This window comes from Janthinobacterium sp. NKUCC06_STL, assembly GCF_019345455.1.
In the GTDB taxonomy this organism is placed as follows: Bacteria; Pseudomonadota; Gammaproteobacteria; order Burkholderiales; family Burkholderiaceae_D; genus Janthinobacterium; species Janthinobacterium rivuli.
In genome coordinates, this window is sequence record NZ_JAHKQY010000009.1 from 196155 (window position 1) to 216452 (window position 20298).

At 58.2% G+C, this 20298-nt stretch carries 17 protein-coding genes and 1 pseudogene; 8 read left to right on the top strand and 10 right to left on the bottom strand.

What is annotated here, in order from left to right:
* Positions 1-1152, bottom strand: coding sequence for an AI-2E family transporter (locus KO539_RS23860; protein WP_219312158.1), 1152 nt, complete (start codon positions 1150-1152; stop codon positions 1-3).
* Positions 1153-1313: 161 nt separating this feature from the next.
* Entirely contained in the window at positions 1314-2321 is a 1008-nt protein-coding gene (locus KO539_RS23865; protein ID WP_219312160.1) for a hypothetical protein, read from the bottom strand.
* Between the two features lie 122 nt (positions 2322-2443).
* On the opposite strand from KO539_RS23865, the gene KO539_RS23870 reads away from it, so the two are divergent.
* Positions 2444-2587 carry a hypothetical protein gene (locus KO539_RS23870; protein WP_161784189.1) on the top strand — a complete coding sequence of 48 codons (144 nt, stop codon included), beginning with the start codon at positions 2444-2446 and terminating at the stop codon, positions 2585-2587.
* Here KO539_RS23870 and KO539_RS23875 read toward each other — a convergent pair.
* Positions 2584-3645 carry a diguanylate cyclase gene (locus KO539_RS23875; protein WP_219312162.1) on the bottom strand — a complete coding sequence of 354 codons (1062 nt, stop codon included), beginning with the start codon at positions 3643-3645 and terminating at the stop codon, positions 2584-2586. The genes KO539_RS23870 and KO539_RS23875 overlap by 4 nt on opposite strands.
* Before the next feature lie 199 nt (positions 3646-3844).
* Positions 3845-4039 (bottom strand): hypothetical protein, encoded by a 195-nt coding sequence (locus KO539_RS23880; RefSeq protein ID WP_219312163.1) that lies wholly within the window; start codon positions 4037-4039, stop codon positions 3845-3847.
* Positions 4040-4541: 502 nt separating this feature from the next.
* On the opposite strand from KO539_RS23880, the gene KO539_RS23885 reads away from it, so the two are divergent.
* Positions 4542-5288: an FRG domain-containing protein gene (locus KO539_RS23885; protein WP_219312165.1), complete on the top strand. Its 747-nt coding sequence runs from the start codon at positions 4542-4544 to the stop codon at positions 5286-5288.
* 135 nt (positions 5289-5423) lie between these two features.
* On the opposite strand, the pseudogene KO539_RS23890 reads toward KO539_RS23885, so the two are convergent.
* The 5 genes and pseudogenes from KO539_RS23890 to dnaA all read right to left on the bottom strand — a co-directional run.
* Positions 5424-5621: pseudogene (locus tag KO539_RS23890) on the bottom strand (IS3 family transposase); the annotation flags it as partial.
* 277 nt (positions 5622-5898) lie between these two features.
* Complete coding sequence (locus KO539_RS23895) at positions 5899-7875, bottom strand: ATP-binding protein (protein ID WP_219312167.1); 1977 nt, start codon at positions 7873-7875, stop codon at positions 5899-5901.
* Between the two features lie 296 nt (positions 7876-8171).
* The gene (gene gyrB / locus KO539_RS23900) at positions 8172-10670 is read right to left on the bottom strand and encodes a DNA topoisomerase (ATP-hydrolyzing) subunit B (protein WP_219312169.1); all 2499 of its coding nucleotides are present in this window, start codon (positions 10668-10670) and stop codon (positions 8172-8174) included.
* A gap of 153 nt (positions 10671-10823) precedes the next feature.
* Positions 10824-11930 carry a DNA polymerase III subunit beta gene (dnaN, locus tag KO539_RS23905; RefSeq protein WP_034754341.1) on the bottom strand — a complete coding sequence of 369 codons (1107 nt, stop codon included), beginning with the start codon at positions 11928-11930 and terminating at the stop codon, positions 10824-10826.
* A gap of 149 nt (positions 11931-12079) precedes the next feature.
* Entirely contained in the window at positions 12080-13474 is a 1395-nt protein-coding gene (gene dnaA, locus KO539_RS23910; protein ID WP_034781304.1) for a chromosomal replication initiator protein DnaA, read from the bottom strand.
* A 513-nt stretch (positions 13475-13987) separates the two neighbouring features.
* Here dnaA and rpmH point away from each other — a divergent pair.
* The 6 genes from rpmH to KO539_RS23940 all read left to right on the top strand — a co-directional run bounded on the left by rpmH (position 13988) and on the right by KO539_RS23940 (position 18462).
* Positions 13988-14122, top strand: coding sequence for a 50S ribosomal protein L34 (gene rpmH, locus KO539_RS23915; protein WP_010401996.1), 135 nt, complete (start codon positions 13988-13990; stop codon positions 14120-14122).
* Positions 14123-14145: 23 nt separating this feature from the next.
* Complete coding sequence (gene rnpA, locus KO539_RS23920; protein ID WP_099403828.1) at positions 14146-14583, top strand: ribonuclease P protein component; 438 nt, start codon at positions 14146-14148, stop codon at positions 14581-14583.
* A complete protein-coding gene (gene yidD / locus KO539_RS23925; RefSeq protein ID WP_034754335.1) occupies positions 14580-14840 on the top strand; it encodes a membrane protein insertion efficiency factor YidD in 261 nt (86 codons plus the stop codon). Before rnpA ends, yidD begins: the two co-directional genes overlap by 4 nt.
* A gap of 11 nt (positions 14841-14851) precedes the next feature.
* Complete coding sequence (yidC, locus tag KO539_RS23930; protein ID WP_219312171.1) at positions 14852-16588, top strand: membrane protein insertase YidC; 1737 nt, start codon at positions 14852-14854, stop codon at positions 16586-16588.
* 185 nt (positions 16589-16773) lie between these two features.
* Positions 16774-18153, top strand: a complete 1380-nt coding sequence (gene mnmE, locus KO539_RS23935) for a tRNA uridine-5-carboxymethylaminomethyl(34) synthesis GTPase MnmE (protein ID WP_219312173.1) — start codon at positions 16774-16776, stop codon at positions 18151-18153.
* A gap of 9 nt (positions 18154-18162) precedes the next feature.
* Positions 18163-18462: a hypothetical protein gene (locus KO539_RS23940; RefSeq protein WP_219312175.1), complete on the top strand. Its 300-nt coding sequence runs from the start codon at positions 18163-18165 to the stop codon at positions 18460-18462.
* Positions 18463-18554: 92 nt separating this feature from the next.
* Here KO539_RS23940 and KO539_RS23945 read toward each other — a convergent pair whose 3' ends face one another.
* Positions 18555-20252 (bottom strand): M1 family metallopeptidase, encoded by a 1698-nt coding sequence (locus KO539_RS23945; protein WP_219312177.1) that lies wholly within the window; start codon positions 20250-20252, stop codon positions 18555-18557.
* Between the last annotated feature and the right edge of the window lie 46 nt (positions 20253-20298).

Sequence of the window (20298 nt, forward strand, 5' to 3'; positions counted from 1 at the left end):
TTACTGCGCCGGCAGGGTGGCCTTGCTGCCCTGTTCCTGCAAGTGCGCCGCCTCGGCCAGGGCCTGGGCGCGCGCTTCTTCCGCCGCCTGTTCCGCTTTCTCATGCGCATCATGGCGCGCCTGCAATGCCGCACGCGCGCGCACGAAGACGATCTTGATGGCCGCCATCACGGGCACGGACAGGAAGATGCCCACCACGCCCCCCAACTGGTCGCCGGCCAGCAGGCCGACGATCACCATCAGCGGGCTCACTTCCACGCCTTCGCTCATCAAGTACGGATTGACCACGTAATCCTGGAACAAACGGTAGGCGGCGATAAAGCCGATCAGCCAGAACACGTGCTCGAAGCCGCTGAAACCGGCCACGACGACGGCGATGACGGCTGCTGCCAGCGGGCCCGCAAACGGGATGAATTCCAGCAAGGCGGCCGCGCCGGCCAGCAGCAGGCTGTATGGCACGCCCATCAGGGAAAAGGCGATGCTGTAGGACACAAACGTGGCGATCGACAACAGCAGCAGGGCGCGCACATAGCGCGACAGCAAGATGTCGAGGTCATCGATGATGGCGCCCCAGAGCTTCTTGTTCGGGCGGTTCAGCAGGGACAGCAAGCCGTCGCGCATGTCCGGCCCTTCCTTGATCAGCAAAAAGCTCAGCACGGGCACCAGCACCAGATAGATCAGGTTGCTGGCCGCATGCATGACGGTCAAGCCCAGTTCTTTCGCCAGCGGCATGGCTTGTCCTGTGCCGCTGCTCAGCTGCGACTGCATGAACGACAGCAGGCGCGCGCGCAACGGTTCCATGAATTCTGGCAACGGGATGCGCTCGGCAAAATTATTCCCCTTGAGCAAGGTCGGCAACTGATCGCTGAGCTTGATCGCCTCTTCCTCGATGCGCGCGCCAAAGATGGAGCCCAGTATCGCCACCAGCAAGATCACCACGAGAAAGACGATGCCGATGGCAGCCGTGCGCGGCAAGCGTTTCGGGCCATGACGTTCCAGCAGGCCGATCAGTGGATACACGAGGTAGCTGAAGAAAATCGCAAAGACCACGACGATCAGGGTCGACGAAACCTTGTAGGTGAGAAATAGCAGGAAGGCGATGAGGAACGCCGTCCACACCATCTTGGCAACGCGCAAGTTAAAACCGAACATATGAATTCCTTAGGGCAGGAGGCGACGCAAGCGTGACTGGCTTGAAGGGCAGGGTGGACAAGGCAGGGACAGGGCCGCGCCGCACGGCCGGAAATCATACCGCAAAATGCCAAAATGCCATGCTCCTGTGCGTAATGGCAATGCTTTCCCTGCTCTTGCGCTTATTTTTCCCGCCAGCTGGCCACGGTGATGACGACGCCATCGTCCTTGTTGGGTTCGCGCAAGGTCACCGTGTAGCGGCCGCTGGCATCGCTACCGGTGAACACCACCTTGTCGTCATGGCCCTTCACTTGCGCGCCCTTGGCCAGTTTCGCGTAGGTGTTGAGCACCCAGTGGAAATCGGCATAGCTGCGCATGGTGATCTCGGCATCGGGCATGGGCTCGTCGCCCGCCTCGGCCGCTTCCGTGGGCGTGCGCATGGGCAAACCGGCCAGGCCGGCCGGTGTGACGATCTTTCCGCCGCTGGAGCTGTTGTTCAACTCCGCATTCGGCAGCAGCAGGTGCAGCAAGCTGGCGGGAAAGCCGGGCGGCACGTCGCGCGGCTCCCAGCCGGGCTGGCCGGGGCGGGTGGTGATGTATTCCACTGCTGCAATGCTTTGCCGCTGTTCCGGCGCAGCCTGTGCCAGCATGGCCGGCACTTGTCGCGCCCAGACCAGCAGCGGCGCGGCCGTCTCGTCCTCCGCGCCTGGCGGCAGGAACAGGGTCAGCACGGCGTGCGTGGACGGCAGGCAGGCGGGGGCGGCGTCGCCAGTGGCCTGGCAATGGCCGTTGACGAGGCCCAGTGCCAACAGCTTGCGTTGCGGATCGAACAGCATGGCGGCGCGCCATGCACCGTGCGTGCCGGCATCGATGGAGGCCAGCACCGAACGTCCGTCAGGCAGCATGGTGCGCGTGATGTCATCGAGTGAATGCATGCTGTCGAGCACCTGGCGCGCGATCAGGGTGTTGCCTTGTGTATAGCTGCCGCGCGCATAGCCGAGCAGCTTGAAGACGTCGGCGCGGATCTCCGGGTGCGCACTCAGGCGCAGCGGCGGCGACGGCACGGGCACGGTGGCGGCCACGAAGGCGGCATCTTCGGCAGAAACGGCTTGTGCCATGCTGGAAAGCGGCAAGCACAGGGCGGCGCACAGCGTCAGCATGCGCAGAGTGATTTTTCCTGGGGTGTTCAATGGACATCCTTGTCGAGACGCCATGCCGGACCGGTTGCCGGCATGCGCGGGCCGCGATCTTAGCATTTCAGGAATAAATCCCTTTCTGCCAAGCTTGGCTATTGAATCACTGTCCCGTTGTCATGGCCAAGATCACCATTTCCATCCTCAAGATCGGCGCCCTGGACAGCTGGGACGAGGTGGACCCCGAGCAGCGCGACCCGTGGAAGATGGCGCCGCAAGCTTTGCTGGCGCTGCTAGATGCCAAACCCGGCGGCAATGCCTAGGCGGCGTTGAGCACGTAGCGGTTCTTGCCGCTTTTCTTGGCCTGGTACAAGGATTCATCGGCGCGCCGGTAGCTGTGCGACAAGTCCGCTTCCTTGATCAGTTCCGCCATGCCGATGCTGACGGATACCTTGCGCTCCGGCACAAAGGCCGCCTCGACGCTGTCGACCAGCTGCGCGGCAAAGGCGCAGGCCGCGTTCTTTTCGCCCAGGTAAATGACGGCAAACTCCTCGCCGCCCAGCCGGCCGCACAGGTGCTCGCCCGACAGTTCAGATATCACGTCGGCGATCTTTTTCAGCACCTCGTCGCCCACGTCATGGCCGTACACGTCGTTGATCTGCTTGAAGTCGTCGATGTCGATCATCAGGAAATACGCGGGCGTGCGCGCCGTGCGCTGCAGGGCGCGGGCGCCTTGCGTAAACATGCGGCGGTTGTTAAGCCCGGTCAAGCCATCCTTGTAAGCCATCGTCGCCAGGTCGCGCTGGGCACGGTAGTTATGGATGCGCAAGACGAGGAAATAAATATTCAGCGCCAGGCCGATGATCACGCTGATGGTGACGGCCAGCACGGGCCAATGCTGGTCGGCCTGGCCCGCATGCACGGGAAACTGCCCCAGCCCCAGAATGGCCCACACGCACAGCGACACCCCCAGGTAATACGCGATGCCGCTGAAGATGGGCGCCGTCGTCAGGGTGATCATCACACCCAGCGGCAACACCCAGAAAGCGGGATCGTCCGTGCCCAGCATCAGCACGCGAAAACTGAAAGCGATGAACAGCACGCTGATGGTGCCGCTGACGATGATGGCCTGCAAGGACTTCGCATACTTGGTCAACACCAGCCCGAGCACCATGCCCGTCACGCCCAGCGCCGCCTGCGCATGATCGAGCGAGGCGCGCGGCAAGGTCAGGCTGAACGTGACCAGCCAGCAGACCAGGCCAAACGTCAGGATGGCTATCGAAATGAAATGCAGTTCCTTGAAAAAGCGCTGCTGCTGCTCCCGTTCTCCTGAAAAGAACAGGTAATAAAAGGCAGGAGACAGGCTGCGCGAAGTGAACATTGCATTTGTCCAGGCAGACAACACGCCTTGCGGCAGGGACGCCTCCCGGCAACGGCAGGCGGCATGGCGCGCGCACAAAATAGTTGCGCTCAGGAACTAGTGTACTGGTTTCTGGGGGGCATGGGGGATTGAGGCGAGGAAAACGATGGGCAGTGTCCTGCTGCCGCCACAGTATGAAGGAAGGGCGCTTATTGCTCCATCAGTACAGCCATACCGAAGCCATGCTGACACCGCCAGCATCGTCGGCGTCTTGACGCGATGTTGGGCGGCAAGTTGGAACAAGTGTTGTAAACCGTTTGGGAAGTGCTGCTGCCGAAGGCGGCTTGATAGCGTCAACATAAAATAAGGATTTCATTATTTCATTTTTCACCTCAAGTTGAAATAATGCTTCCATTCATGTTAACTTCAGCGCACCTATGCAACGTGGACTCACAGGGATCTACACATCGACCATTGCCGGCGATGTGGCGTGGCAGGCCTCTGTGCCCTTGCCACTGCGCTTGCACTGGAACGCGGCAGCGTCGTTTTTCTTGACCAAGCACGAATTGGAGCGGCACTGAGTGCACGTTCTTCTTTGGCAGTAGTGATTATTTCATCTTTCGGTGTTAGCGTTCACGCTGCGATAGATCAGATGCTTATAGTGTAGCCAAGCTAAATACGACACTCATCGGACTGTAGTGGTCCACTAGAGCTGATCGCCCATGAGGCGCTTGCATTGAAAAAAATGGACTGAAATAACGATGCGCTGTATGACCCAGTACCGGTGAGCATTCGGTACTCGCAAAGACTGGCCCGGACTATCGCGAACGTACCGGACTTGCCGGGAAAAGTTTACCCATACCGATTGTTTATGTAATCGGTTTATTGTCGAACGAACCCCATCAGATCGAGGAACTATGGCAACCGCAAAAATTTCAACAATTGAAGTAAATAGTCTAGAAGAGTATCTCGGTTACGTAAATAGAAATCATGCAAGTGATAAGCGATTTCTTTCAATGTTCCGCGGTCAAAGCGAAGATTTTCCATTGCTACCAAAGTTGGCGAGGCTATATAACGATGCTCGTATTATGGGAGATTTTTTTGATACCGAAAGGGCTATGCTTGATGAGTTCGAAAGACAAGCTGCAATATATACGAATTTTTCGATGACACAGTGGGAGCTTATGTCACTAGCGCAGCACCATGGCATGGCGACCCGACTATTGGACTGGACAGAGAATCCGCTATTAGCTATGTGGTTCTCGGTTGCCAAACCAGCAAAAGATAAAAAGCCCGCTGTGGTTTGGGTTTTAAACCCTTCAGCCGAAGATTATATGGATGTAAAAGACACTCAAACGGTGGATGATATTGCACGGACAAAGATCGTGATTCCTCGGCACTCAAATGCGAGGGTGCGTGTACAAGCAGGGCTTTTTACAGCTCATTTTATTGGACAGCGCGAGCAAAAATTTACGCCGCTGGAAAGGAACAGGAACTTCAGAAGCAAGCTTGATAAATTCGTGATTCCAGCCGAAAGTTTTCCTGCGATTAGAAGTGACCTGGACCGATGTGGAATAAATTCAGGGACGATGTTCCCTGATCTATCCGGGCTTGCTGCCCATATCGAATGGAAACATACTGACTTGGAAGATGAAGGCTTATAACTAGTGTCTAAAGAGCGCGCGCAATCCGGAATCCTAATTCAATGAGGAACTTCTTCTACCAGAATTCATTCAGCCGTTGGCGGAGGACGCTGAATCGCCACGAGTTTTCTAGACATTCGGCAGTCGTTCGAAATACTATTTTTCGTAGTTCATCGGCGATAGCTGTTTGCTGAAGCTATGCCGACGCTTTGGATTGTAGAACATCTCAATGTAGTCAAAGATATCGCGACGGGCTTCTTCTCTTGTGTTGTAGGTTTTTCTGCGGATGCGCTCGCGTTTAAGCAATTGGAAGAAGCTCTCGGCGACGGCATTGTCATGGCAGTTTCCGCACCTATGGGGGTATGGATGCATATCCACTCTCTGACTACTTGTTCTTTCAAGCCAAACAGTTTTACCGTCCGGGAGATTGTAGTGGTTTAATGTACCCGGACACCCAAGTCGTCGTGCTGGCGCGTGCATGACCGTGCCGCGCGGGAGAGGGGCGGACCGGAGCGGCCGCGCCGCTCTCAGCCAATATTGTGGCAATGGACGGGGTTGGCCGAGGTGACTGGAGTAACAACATTCTTGTTGCCTCTGCATTTCGGTTAGCCCATGCGCGGCAGCGCCAGCATTAATCGTCCTTATAGACCTGTTTTTGACGAGCCTCTTCGTCCTCACGGTCTGCGAGGTAGTTTAAGAGATCTTTCAGGACGATCACCTCGAAAGCAAACTCCGAAGAGGAATCCGGGAAAGCCTGATGGGTCGCGCCGAAGTGGAAGCGTTCGGATCCCTCATCACCCACAAGTAACGACTTGAAATAGTATTTGTCACGATATCGACTTGACGCGGACCAGCATATGACGAGGTGAATATGGGATTGACTCTTAACCTCTTGTTCTAGGTCGTCAAGCAATCCGTCGAAATCATATTTGTATTCAAGGACTCGTGGTTCCGTCGATTCTCCAATGTATCTATCGGCGACGCCGATGGGGCGGTGCTCCCGGTCGAAACGAAACTCCGGATTATCGGGATAATGCAATTCATACAGCGAATCGTATGTTTCGCTCTGCGACGTGGCCAGGATCTTGTAGCCTTTTAGCACGTCCATTCCCAGCAATTCATGGAACAACGCGATAACATCCTGTTCTTGTTGTGGTTCGGATACAAGTGCAAGTTTCCGGCCATTTAGCTCCAGGCTTAGAGGCTTTCTATCACGGTGGGCGTCTTGTGCCTTTTTCCACTGGTGCAAGGCAAGACCGGCGGAAACATTCGGTGGACCTGCTTCTGGTCGTCGATGCTGGAGGTAACGCTTGAATATTGTCACGACCCTGACGGCAAGTTTCTCAGCAAGTCTTTTTAATTCAGGCTGGAACACCTTCCGCCCCATATCCGGATTGCCCTCGCTCATATGGACGATAATGTGAGCGTTAGCTTGATAGCCGATTGTACTTGTAAGTGGAATCACCAAGGGGTCGCCCTGGACCATACCGTCGCAGGCCAGTTGCAATCCGCCATAAATTATCTTTTGCCCTTTCCTCAGCCCCAGAGTATTGTCATTGAAATCGTTCCATTGCTTGGACGACGAGAGAAAAGATCCGTAGATTGCGACTTTGTGCCGCTCGACCAGAATTAGTTCATCAGGATCTAGCGCCGATGCGAGATCCGATTTCTCGTCCAGGATCTGATCCCTATCCCAAATCTCATACATGCAATCTAATTTCTTGAATTCGTTCGAAAGTTTGGCAAACTTCGTGGTTGTATCACCCGGAATTTTTTCCAGGGAGTGTTTAAGGTCGGTCAGCGACGCTACCTTCCCGCCAAATTCATGGGGGTAAAAATACTCGACGTTATGAGAAGATGTCAAAGTTGGGTTGCCGTCAGTATCAATAACCTGGACAGATATTTTTGGTCGAAAAGGGGCAGTGTTGAGGTTTACAGCGCCTAATGGTGTCTTAATTCGCAGAACTTGAAGCCATTGTTCGGCGTTTCGTGCTCCAATCCAGCCCAAGTCACGCGGGCGGGCGCCAGGAGAATCGCCAAGAATAATTTCGAAGCACGCTCCGCTGTCCTCGCTAATCAGCTCAGGAACATCGAAGGTTTTCACTTCTAGCGTGGGACGGGGAACGACGCCACTGCTATCTTCGGCCCAACGACGTCCATTGCGAAGTATCGCCGCTAGCGAGGTACCATCTTTTTTCGCCTGTATACGGACCATGGAAAACCCGTAAGCCAAGTAAGTGGCTCCGACGCCCTTGTTCCCTCGCAATCCCGCGCCACGTTTAAAAGTGACATTGGGTCGGAAGCAATATTTAAACTGTTGCAGGTCCATTCCGACACCATTGTCGGCGACCCGGACCATGCGACCCTTCATGTCAATCTTTATCCAAATGTGCGGCTGATATCCTGGCTGCGAAGCACGCACTCTTAATTGGACTGCATCTAACGCGTTCTGGACCAGTTCGGAAAACAGGTCGAAGAAGCCGGTGTAAGAATTTAGGACGTTCAAAACAACTGGCTTGTTGGGATCTTCCGATGTTATAACGCTGAAAGATTCCTGCAACGGGTCGAACCCGTCGAGTTCGAGATGTGATTCAATTGTCGGCGTCATGTCGCGCTTTCACAGAGGTATGGATGGCAATGTTTCTTGTAAGCAATGTAGCATACCAGGCTGCGGAGCGTAAGTAGTTATTGAATGTCCTAGTTGATGAACAGTCATTCAGTTCTTTGCAGGCGGTGCAAGCTCCACGCCCTCAGAATCGCGTATCCTGCGCATGAAAAAAGGCCACCTCAATGAGGTAGCCTCCTTTTCATGCGCAGCCACTCTGGCTATCGAAGGGCATCAATCCATAAATTTCTCAACGAATGGTTCCCAAAATCTCAGGTTATGGGTCCTGCTACACAAGCTTAAACGTCAATATTCCCCGCCCGCAGCGCGTTGTTTTCGATGAACGCCCTGCGTGGTTCCACGTCGTCGCCCATCAGCGTCGTGAAGATTTGATCCGCGGCAATCGCGTCTTCGATCTGTACCTTCAACAAGCGGCGTACGGTCGGGTCCATCGTCGTTTCCCACAGTTGATCCGGGTTCATTTCGCCCAGACCTTTGTAGCGCTGTTTCGAGACGGTGCGTTCGGCTTCGTCGCGCAGCCATTGCATGGCCTGGTGGAAGTCGACCACGGCGATTTCCTTGATGCGCTCGCCTTCGCCGCGGCGCACGAAGGCGCCTTCGCCGATCAGGCCTTCGAAGGTGGCGGCGCCGCTGCTCAGCACGGCGTAGTCCGGGCCTTGCACGAAGTCGGCGTCGATGGCCGTCACTTTGATGTTGCCGTGGTGCATGCGCTCGACGCGCAGCATGTGTTTTTCCGACAAATCGTCGGAACGCACGTGCACGCGCACGGCGCTGTCGTTGATGGCCGTCTGCAGGGCCAGGGCGGAGGTTTCCGCCAGGTCCAGGGTCGACAGGTCCAGCTGCACGCCCGTCATGATGGCCGTCAGGGCGGCGCGGTCGATGACGCGCGTCAGACGGGTCATGATGGTGTTCGACAGGTTGAACTTGCGCACCAGTTCCGTCAGCGTTTCGCCGGAAATGCCTTCCGCGCCGGTGCGCGGCACCAGCACGGCCGTGTTCAGCGCCACCGTCATCATGTAGCTCGCTTCTTCGGCGTCATCTTTCAGATAGCGCTCGTCGCGGCCGGCTTTGACTTTGTACAGCGGCGGTTGCGCGATGTAGATGTGGCCGCGCTCGACCAGTTGCGGCATCTGACGGTAGAACAGGGTCAGCAGCAGGGTACGGATGTGGGCGCCGTCGACGTCCGCATCGGTCATGATGATGATGCGGTGGTAGCGCAGTTTTTCGACGTTGAATTCGTCCGGTCCGATCGAGGTGCCGAGCGTGGCGATCAGGGTGGTGATCTGCTCCGACGACAGCATTTTCTCGAAACGGGCTTTTTCCACGTTCAGCACTTTACCGCGCAGCGGCAGAATCGCCTGGAACTTGCGGTCGCGTCCCTGTTTTGCCGAGCCACCTGCCGAGTCACCCTCGACGATGTACAGTTCGCACAGGGCGGGATCTTTTTCCTGGCAGTCGGCCAGCTTGGCCGACAGGCCCAGGCCGTCCATGATGCCTTTGCGGCGGGTCAGGTCGCGGGCCTTGCGGGCCGCTTCGCGCGCACGTGCCGCTTCGACGATCTTGCCGCAAATGATCTTGGCGTCGTTCGGTTTTTCTTGCAGGTAGTCGGCCAGGGTCTTGGCGACGATCTCTTCCACCGGGCCGCGCACTTCCGACGACACCAGCTTGTCTTTCGTCTGCGACGAGAATTTCGGTTCCGGCACTTTTACCGACAAGACGCAGGTCAAGCCTTCACGCATGTCGTCGCCGCTGATTTCCACTTTCGCCTTCTTGGCGAACTCGTGTTCATCGATGTATTTGTTGATCACGCGCGTCATCGCTGCGCGCAGACCCGTCAAGTGGGTGCCGCCGTCGCGTTGCGGGATGTTATTCGTAAAGCACAGCACCTGTTCGTTGTAGGCATCGTTCCACTGCATCGACACGTCGACCGAGATGTTCGTTCCCTGGTCCGACAGGCGCTCGCCCGTGGCCTGGAAAATGGTCGGGTGCAAGACCGATTTGGCCTTGTTGATGTACTCGACGAAGCCGCGCGTGCCGCCTTCGAAGGCGAAGATTTCTTCCTTGCCCGTGCGCTGGTCGGACAATTTGATCTTGACGCCATTGTTCAGGAAGGACAGTTCGCGGATGCGCTTGGCCAGGATTTCGTAGTGGAATTCCACGTGCGTGAAAATCTCTTCGTCGGCCCAGAAATGCACGTCGGTGCCGCGCTTGTCCGTCTCGCCGATGACCTTGATCGGCGAGGTGGCGATGTCGCCCACCATGACGATCTGGCGGTCTTGCGGCACGCCGCGCACGAATTCCATGTGATGCACTTTGCCATCGCGGCGGATGGTCAGTTTCAGCAATTTTGACAGGCCATTGACGCAGGACACGCCCACGCCATGCAAACCGCCCGATACTTTATACGAGTTCTGGTCGAACTTGCCGCCCGCGTGCAGCTCGGTCATGACGATTTCCGCCGCCGAACGCTTCGGATCGTGCTTGTCGTCCATTTTCAGGCCGGTCGGCACGCCGCGGCCATTGTCGGTGATCGAGATCGAATTGTCGCTGTGGATGGTGACGTTGATGTCCGTGCAGTGGCCGGCCAGCGATTCATCGATGGAGTTGTCCAGCACTTCGAATACCAGATGGTGCAAGCCAGTGCCGTCCGAGGTGTCGCCAATGTACATGCCCGGGCGTTTGCGCACGGCTTCCAGGCCTTCCAGGATCTGGATGGAGGAGGCGCCGTATTCTTCCGTTTTGGCCTGGATCGGGGTGTCTTGTGGATTCTCGGACATGGACTGCTTTCTCAAATAACGATTGCTGATTGATTCGGGGCTGCTGGCTGATGACCGTAGGTCGGGTTAGCCGGAACGGCGTAACCCGACAGACGGCGATTCAGCATGTCGGATTACGCTGCGCTAATCCGACCTACGTCACTGCTGTGGTCTTTAGATCCGCATCGGCATGACGACATACTTGAAGTCGGCATTGTCCGGGATGGAGATCAGGGCGGACGAGTTCGAATCACCGAGCGCGATGTTGACGTATTCGCATTTCAGGTTGTTCAGCACGTCCAGCAGATACGTCACGTTGAAGCCGATGTCGACGGAGTCGCCACCGTAGTCGATTTCCAGCTCTTCGACGGCTTCTTCCTGGTCCGCATTGGTCGAGCTGATCTTCATGCTGCCCGGGGTGATGATGCAGCGCACGCCCTTGAACTTGTCGCTGGTCATGATGGCGGCACGTTGCAGCGAGCGCAGCAGTTCATCGCGGCCGATGGTGAAGTCGTTTTTGTAGCCTTTTGGAATCACGCGCGTGTAGTCGGGGAACTTGCCTTCCACCAGCTTCGAGATCAGCTCGATGTCGGCAAAGGTCAGTTTCACCTGGTTGGCGGCGATGTCCAGTTGCACCGGCTCATCGTTTTCTTCCAGCAGACGCTGCAGTTCGATGATGGTCTTGCGCGGAATAATGACTTCCTGGCGCGCGAAGGTCTGCTCGGTGGCGACCTGGCAAAACGCCAGACGGTGGCCGTCGGTGGCCACGGCGATGACATTATTGCCATCCAGAACCAGCAGCAAGCCGTTCAGGTAGTAGCGGATGTCTTGCTGCGCCATCGAGAAATGCACCATGTTGAACAGGTGCTTCAGCGTTTTCTGGGGCAGGGTGACGGACGCGTTGTAGCTTTCCGCCTGTTGCACGGTTGGAAACTCTTCCGCCGCCAGGGTTTGCAGGGCGAAACGCGACTTGCCCGTTTGCACGGTCAGGCGCTTGTTCAGCAGGGTCATCGTGACGTCGCCCGATTCGGGCAGGGCGCGCAGGATGTCCAGCAGCTTGCGCGCGGCCACGGTGGTGCCGGTGACGTCCGCGCCGGAACCGATTTCCGCGTGCGTGGTGATCTGCACTTCGGTGTCGGTCGACAGGAAGGAGACATTTTCACCGTCTTTGCGGATGAGGATATTGGCCAGAATCGGCATAGTGTGCCGACGCTCGACAATACCGCTCACGATCTGCAGTGGCCGGAGAAGGGTATCTCGGGTGGTTTTGACCAATTGCATATTTATCCTCAATGTATAGGTTGAACAGTACGACGTTTAACGTATTAATTTAACAATTGTTGCCATGGGGAGCCCCGACAGACCGGCTGCGGCGCCCTCCCAGATGATAAGGGTAAAGCACGTTTTGAGCCAGTCTTGCCCAAGCGGCCTTAGCCTTTTAGTGTTTGCTCCAGCACATGCAATTCATGGTTGCATTCCGGGTTCTTGGTGCGGTCCAGTGCGATCTTGCGCACGGCATGCAGCACCGTGGTGTGGTCGCGGCCGCCGAACAGCTCGCCGATCTCCGGCAGGCTCTTCTGTGTCAATTCCTTGGCCAGGTACATGGCGATCTGGCGCGGCCGGGCAATATTCGCCGGGCGGCGCTTCGAATACATGTCGGCAACCTTGATATTGAAGAAGTCGGCCACGGTTTTCTGGATGTTTTCCACGGAAATCTGTCGGTTCTGCACCGACAGCAAGTCCTTCAGCGCTTCCTTGACGATATCGATCGTGATGTCTTTGCCATGGAAACGCGAATACGCGAGGATCTTGCGCAGTGCGCCTTCGAGCTCGCGCACGTTCGAGCGCAAGTGCTTGGCGACAAAGAAAGCCACGTCGTCGGAGAAGGTCACGCCTTCCTGCTTGGCTTTTTTCAACAGAATCGCCACGCGCATTTCCAGCTCCGGCGGTTCGATGGCCACCGTCAGGCCCGAGTCGAAACGCGAGATTAGGCGGTCGTCCATGCCCGTGATTTCCTTCGGATAGGTATCCGAGGTGATGATGATCTGTTTCTTCGCGGCAATCAATGCCTCGAACGCATAGAAAAACTCTTCCTGCGTGCGGCTCTTGCCGCCAAAGAACTGGATATCATCGATCAGCAGCATGTCGAGCGAGTGATAATAGTGCTTGAAGTCGTCGAAACCCTTGCGCTGGTAAGCGGTCACTACGTCGCGAACGTACTGTTCCGCGTGGATGTAGCGAATTTTTGCACCCGGATTGTCGGCCATCACCTGGTTGCCGATGGCGTGGATCAAGTGGGTTTTACCGAGGCCGACGCCGCCATAGAAGAACAGCGGGTTATACGACACGCCCGGATTGTTCGCCACCTGGATGGCGGCGGCGCGTGCCAATTGGTTGGCCTTACCAGTCACGAAGCTGTCGAAGGTCAGGTCGGTGTTGATGCGGCTCTGCTCGCGGCGCGGCGCCGCGCCAATGCTCAGTTCCGGCACGCTGGGCTGCGGCTCCGCGGCGCGCGCGCTGGGCGCGCCGCCATTCGGATCGCTGGCCGGGGTGCTGGCGGTGACGGGTTTCTTCGGCAGGGCCAGGCGCGGGTCGAGCACGAACTGCACTTCCGTCGGCGCTTCGAAGTACTGAATGGCCAGGGCAGTGATGCGGCTGGCGAACTGGGTCTTGACCCAATCGAGCTTGAAGCGATTGGGCGCAGCAATGCGCAGCTTGCCCTCTTCGTAATCGAGAGGGATAAGCGGTTTGATCCACGCACTGAATTGTTGCGGTGTCAGCTCCAGTTCCAACTGCGCGGAACAGGCCTGCCAGAAATTATCCATGTATGTCTATGTGAAAAGGTGTGGGAGGGCGTATCGATTCTGCCCTGCGTTCACCGTGTTGCAAGGCCGGCGTCGCGCGAGGGCTCGCCACACGTAACGCGCTATTCTACTCCCGACTGAGAAAGTTATCCACAGGCACGACGCTTATTTTTCTGTGGCGGGGTGGGGCGCCGTGTGCATAAGAGGCGACTTATCCCCCGGTTATCCCGTCACAGGCAGTGCTGGCGCGGCCTGTGGCGGGGCCTTGCAAGCAGATGGGGGCCGGCGCGCAAATTTCCAGACGATCACGGCAATCCTTGACAAGAGGGGGGCATATGCTGAATAATTCAGGGTTCCCCGCCCGTATTCCGTGTTTATTCATTTGGAACGACAATATGGACTAAGCGTGGATTAAGCGGGCGATGAGATTGGCCAGCTTGTGCCTTGGCATAAGTGCGCGATTGTCATTGGCACCAAAAACTGACGGGACGTCAGACCCGATTTTGCATTTTTTTTGTTTTTAGCGAGACCAACATGAAACGTACTTACCAACCTTCCGTCGTTCGCCGCAAGCGTACGCACGGCTTCCGCGCTCGTATGGCTACCCGTGGTGGCCGTGATGTGCTCAACGCACGTCGCGCAAAGGGCCGCAAACGTCTGGCCGTCTAGGCTTGTCGTTGACAGCTGATCGCGTGGCTAGCTGTACTCCAGTCGGCAATCAACGCGAAGGTTCACACGACTTCGCGCGCGTTCGGCGTATCGTTAAAACGGATGAATTTTCATCCGTTTTTCGTTTGCGCCCTTCGCAAAAAACAGCGCATTTTGTGCTGTACACCCGACACAATCAATTGCCGCATGCGCGGCTGGGCGTCGTTGTGGCCAAGCGTTTCGCGCCGCGCGCGGCGACCCGCAACACGATCAAGCGCGTCACGCGCGAGCTGTTTCGCAACAGCGCGATGCCGCCGGTCGACTGCGTGGTGCGTTTGTCGCGCGCCGTCAACAGCAAGGATGGCCCGGCCACCACGACCAAGCTCAAAGCCGAGCTGCGTGAGGAATTGAGCCGCCTGTTCGCGGCGCAAATCGCCGCCCAGGCCCGTTCTGTTGCTGCGCCACCACCATCCGCGCCATGAAAACCCTGCTGCTGTTCCTGCTGCGTGCTTATCAGTTGCTGATCAGCCCCATGCTGGGACAGAATTGCCGTTTCTATCCGAGCTGTTCGCATTACGCGATGGAAGCGCTGCGCGTGCACGGTACGGCCAAGGGCAGCCTGCTGGCTGCCAAGCGCCTGTGCCGTTGCCACCCCTGGAATGAAGGGGGCGTCGACCCGGTGCCGCCGGCCGATGGCAAACAATCTTCAACGACCGCTTGCGGTTGCAACCACTCCTGACAAATACCCTAATGGATATCAATAAACGTACCATCCTGTGGATCGTGTTTTCCGTCTCGCTGGTAATTCTCTGGAACGAATGGATGATCTCGAACGGCAAGCCGTCGATGTTCTCCGCGAACACGGAACAAACCGCCAAGGCGCCTGCGACCCCTGCCAAGACGGCTGCTCTGGCTGCCTCGGCTGCCGCAGGCGTGCCTGCCCTGCCGGGTGAGGCTGTCGATCCCGCCGCGTTCAAGCGCGAAGTGATTACCATCACCACCGACGTCATCAAGGTCGATATCGACACCCTGGGCGGCCAGGTCAAGCGTCTGGAATTGCTGAAATTCAAAGGCGCGGGTAATCCGGGCTGGTTTGGCGGCTGCTTCGGCCTGTTCAAGGTATGCCAGCCGGACGATGGCAAGCAAAACGAAGTGCTGTTCGACGAAGGCGCGAACCACACCTATCTGGCGCAATCGGGCCTGGTCGGCGGTCCTTTCCCTACCCACGCGAGCGGTTTCACCGTGCAGCCTGGCGTGCGTACTTTGGCCGACGGCAAACAGATTCAATTGGTGATGGAAGCGGTCGAAGGCGGCGTCAAGCTGACCAAGACGTTTACCTTCAAGCGCGGCGACTACGTCATCGACGTGCGCCACGACGTCTCCAACGTGGGCGTAGCCCCTGTCACGCCGCAGCTGTACCTGCAACTGACGCATGACGGCAACAAGCCGGTCGGCGATTCGTTCTTCAACAGCAGCTTCACGGGGCCGACCCTGTACACGCCGCAAGACAAGTATCAGAAGCTGACGTTCGAGAAAATCGAAAAAGCGGCTGCGGAAGACGAGAAGAAGGGCAACGACAACGCCATGAAGGGCCTGCACCCGGCCACGGCGAATGGCGGCTGGTTTGCGATTTCGCAACACTTCTTCGTGTCGGCTTTCGTTCCGCCCGAGAACGCCAAGCGCGACATCTTCACGAAGAAAGTCGGCACCAACCTGTACGCCATCGGCAATGTGCTGCCCCTGCCTACCCTGGCGCCAGGCGCCTCGGCCAGCATGGACAGCAAGCTGTACTCTGGTCCGCAAATCGCGCACCTGCTGGAAAACGTCTCGCCTGGCCTGGAACTGGTCAAGGATTACGGTTGGCTGACCATCATCGCCAAGCCGATGTTCTGGGTCATGGAACAGATTCACAGCGTGCTGGGCAACTGGGGCTGGACCATCATCGCCTTCACGATCCTGATCAAGCTGCTGTTCTTCCCGCTGTCGGCCGCCGGCTACCGCAGCATGGCCAAGATGAAACTGGTCACGCCGAAGATGCAAGCGATCCGCGAACGCTTCAAGGGCGATCCGCAAAAGATGAACCAGGCCACGATGGAGCTGTACAAGACGGAAAAGATCAATCCGCTGGGCGGCTGCCTGCCGATCCTGATCCAGATGCCCGTCTTTATCGCGCTGTACTGGGTCTTGAACGCGTCCGTGGAAATCCGCGGCGCGCCATGGATCGGCTGGATCACCGACCTGGCCCAGCATGACCCATGGTGCATCCTGCCCGTGCTGTACGCGATCTCGATGTTCATCACGACCAAGCTGAACCCGGCCCCGGCCGATCCGATGCAAGCGAAGATGATGCTGTTCATGCCATTGGCATTCTCGGTGATGTTCTTCTTCTTCCCGTCGGGCTTGGTACTTTACTGGGTCGTCAACAACGTCCTGTCGATCGGCCAGCAATGGGTGATCACCAAGAAATACGCGCCAGCCGTCAAGTAAGTCCGGCCAGCGAATCGAAAGCCCGCCTCGCGCGGGCTTTTTTTTGACATCGGACCCACTGGATCCGATGTCAAAAAAAAGTGGGTTTTGTCGGCTTTCCACTGAGCGCCCCCTTCATGTGCACCGGTTTGTCGCTGACAATAGCGCGGCCCTGCAGCCTTCCCCGAATACATTACAATTACCCCATGAAACTCGACTCTTCCCCTATCGCCGCCATCGCCACCGCTCCCGGCCGTGGCGGCATCGGCGTGGTACGCGCCTCCGGCAAAAACCTCGCTCCGCTGATGACGGCCCTGTTTGGCGCGCAGCAACTCAAACCGCGCCACGCCACCTATTTACCGTTCACGGAAGCCGACGGCGCCATCATCGACCAGGGCATCGCCATCCATTTCAAGGGCCCGCAGTCGTACACGGGCGAAGACGTGCTGGAATTGCAGGGCCATGGCGGCCCCATCGTGCTGCAACTGCTGCTGGCGCGCGTGCTGGAAGCGGGCCGTGACAGCGGCTTGCGCCTGGCCGAACCGGGCGAATTCACGCGCCGCGCGTTTTTGAATGACAAGCTGGATCTGGCGCAAGCCGAAGCCGTGGCCGACCTGATCGACGCCTCGACGGAAGCGGCGGCCAAGTCCGCTTCGCAATCGCTGTCGGGCGCGTTCTCGAACACCATCCACGCGCTGGTCGAACAGGTGACGGGACTGCGCATGCTGGTTGAAGCGACCCTCGACTTCCCGGAAGAGGAAATCGATTTCCTGGAAAAATCGAACGCGCGCGGTCAATTGAAAGCCGTCATCGAAGCGTTAAATAAAGTGTTTGCGCAGGCGGCGCAGGGCGCGCTGCTGCGCGAAGGCTTGAATGTCGTGCTGGCCGGCCAGCCGAACGTGGGTAAATCGTCGCTGCTGAACGCGCTGGCGGGCGCCGACGTGGCCATCGTCACGCCGATCGCCGGTACCACGCGCGACAAGGTCAGCGAAACCATCCAGATCGAAGGCATTCCACTCAACATCATCGACACGGCCGGCATCCGCAGCGCGGGCGATACCATCGACGCCGTCGAGCGCATCGGCATCGAGCGCACCTGGGGCGAGATCGGCAAGGCCGACGTGATCCTGCACCTGCTTGACGCCGACCACGGCCCCACGTTGGCCGACGAAACCATCGTCGCCGCCTTCCCCGAAGGCGTGCCCGTGGTGCGCGTGTGGAACAAGATTGATCTCTCTGGCCACAAGCCCGGCGTCGACAGCATGCCTGACGCCACCCACGTGTATCTGTCGGCGCACGAGCACATCGGCATTGATCTCTTGCGCGCCGAGCTCTTGCGCATCGCCGGCTGGCAGCAGACGGGCGAATCGCTGTACCTGGCGCGCGAACGCCATCTGATCGCATTGAAATCGGCCGGCAAGCACCTGGACATCGCCGCCGAACACGCGGCGCAGGACGACCAGTCGCTGGATCTGTTTGCCGAAGAACTGCGCCTGGCGCAGGTGCAGCTGTCGAGCATCACGGGCGAGTTTTCGCCTGACGATTTGCTGGGCGTGATTTTCAGCCGTTTCTGCATCGGCAAATAAGGAGGTTCGATGAAGCTGCTGCTTGCTCTGCTGTTCAGTTGCCTGCCACTGCTGGCCGGTGCGCAGGAAAAGTTGCCGAAGGACGTGGCACGGTTCGTCGAGAACGCCCAGATGTGCGAGCATTTTGCCGGCGAATGGGATGACAACGACAAGGCGCGCCAGCGCGAGATCACGCAAGCCGTGGCCAGTTCGTGCGGGCAGGCGCAGCGGCAGTGGAAGCGGCTGCGCGTGAAATATGCGGGGCAGCCGGCAATTCACAAAGTCATCGACGCGCATGCGAATGATGCGGTCAGGAGCTTTCGGAAATAAGTCCGAACCGTGAAAGACCGGGGGTCAGACCCTCAACACCGCTAACACAAAGGTCATTGCTAACGTGCGAGGGGGTCTGACCCCAGGTTTTGTTACCCCTTCTTCCCCTTCGCCTGTTCTTCTCTGAACTTCTGGAACATCTCGATATGCTCGGCCTGGCGCAGCACGCGCGAGCGCGGGTCGAGCGTGTACGTGGCGCCAGCCGGCAGGGGTAGTTCGCCAAAGCCCAGCGACATGGGAACGGTATGGATTTCCTTGCCGATACGCACTTCCACCGGCATCGGAAAGGCGATGTCAGCCGGCGTCTTCCATACCAGGCGCAAGGTGTCGCCGTCACGCACGGCGGACAGTTCCGGCAGTGCGGCCTGGTACAGATAGGTCTGGAAGAACCAGTCGTAGTTGCTGCCCGTGACTTTGTAGACGATGTCCATGAATTCCTTGGTGCTGCCATAGCGCGGCTGGAACTGGCCCGGCTGCGGCTGTTCCGTGCCGTAGACGAGCAGGCGCACGGCGCGGAAGAAGGCGTCGTCGCCGATCAGGCCGCGCAAGGTGTGGAGTACCAGCGCCCCTTTCACATAAATATCGCCGCCCGGTCCGCCCTTTTTCAGGTCATACACTTCTTCCTCGGTTTTCGGCTTGCCCGAGACCATGGGGGCCTTGTTGACGATGCCGGCGCGCATTTGCTGCAATGAAGCGTAATACTCCTGTTCTCCCCGCAGATATTGCATGTACAGCGGCTGCATGTACGTGCCGAAGCCTTCGTGCAGCCACATGTCGTCCCAGTTGCTGTTGGTGAGCTGGTTGCCGAACCATTCATGCGCAAACTCATGCTGCAGCAGATCGTCGTAGCCATAGCTGGTCCTGGCGAATTTGTTGCCATAGGCATTGATGGTCTGGTGTTCCATGCCCTTGTGCGGCGTTTCGGCGACACCGACTTTTTCATCGCCAAACGGGTAGGGGCCGATGACGCTTTCAAAAAAATCGAGCATGGGCGGCAATTCCGCGAACAGGGCGCCCGCCTTGGCCTCGCTTTCCGGCAGAAACCAGAATTGCAGGGGGATGCGGTTGCCGTAGCGGCTCGCATACTCGCCCTGCAGGCTGCGGTAGGGCGCCACGTTGAGGGCGATGCCATACGTGCTCGGGTGTTTGGCGCGCCAATGCCAGGTGCGCCAGCCGTCGGCCTCATCCATGCCAAGCGCGATGCCGTTGCCGGCCGCCACCAGCGGTGCCGGCACGATGATGTGCTGGTCGATCAGCTGTGCCTTGCCCATCGGATGGTCGATGCAGGGCCAGAACAGGTCGCAGCCTTCGCCTTGCACGGCGCTGGCGATCCATGGCGCGCCATCGGCCGTGCTCGACCACACCATGCCGCCATCCCACGGCGCTTTCACGGCGACGTGCGGCACGCCGTGGTAGACGATGCGGATGGTGGTGCGCGCGCCGGCCGCGAGGGTGGCGGGCAAGGTCATGTTCAGGCGTCCGTCCGGGTTGGCATAGTCCTGCGGCCGCAGCGCCTTGCCGTCGATTTCGATGGCATCGACGGGCAGGTTGCGGTCCAGGTCCAGCGCGAAGCGCGAGATCGGCTGCGTCGCCAGGAAGGTCAGGCGCGCATCGCCGGCGATGCTGCGGCTGGCCGGGTCGATGCGCAAGGTCAGGTCGGCGTGTTCGAACACCACCGCCAATTGCTCCGGCGTGCGTTCGGCGCCCGAATTGAGGGTGTAGGCGGTGGGCGCGCGCGTGGCGCAGGCGCTAAGCAGCAAGCAGGAGAGCAGCAGGGGGATGTGTTTCATGGCGGACGCGCAAGTGAACGGAACATTGATTGTAGTGTGAAGTGGC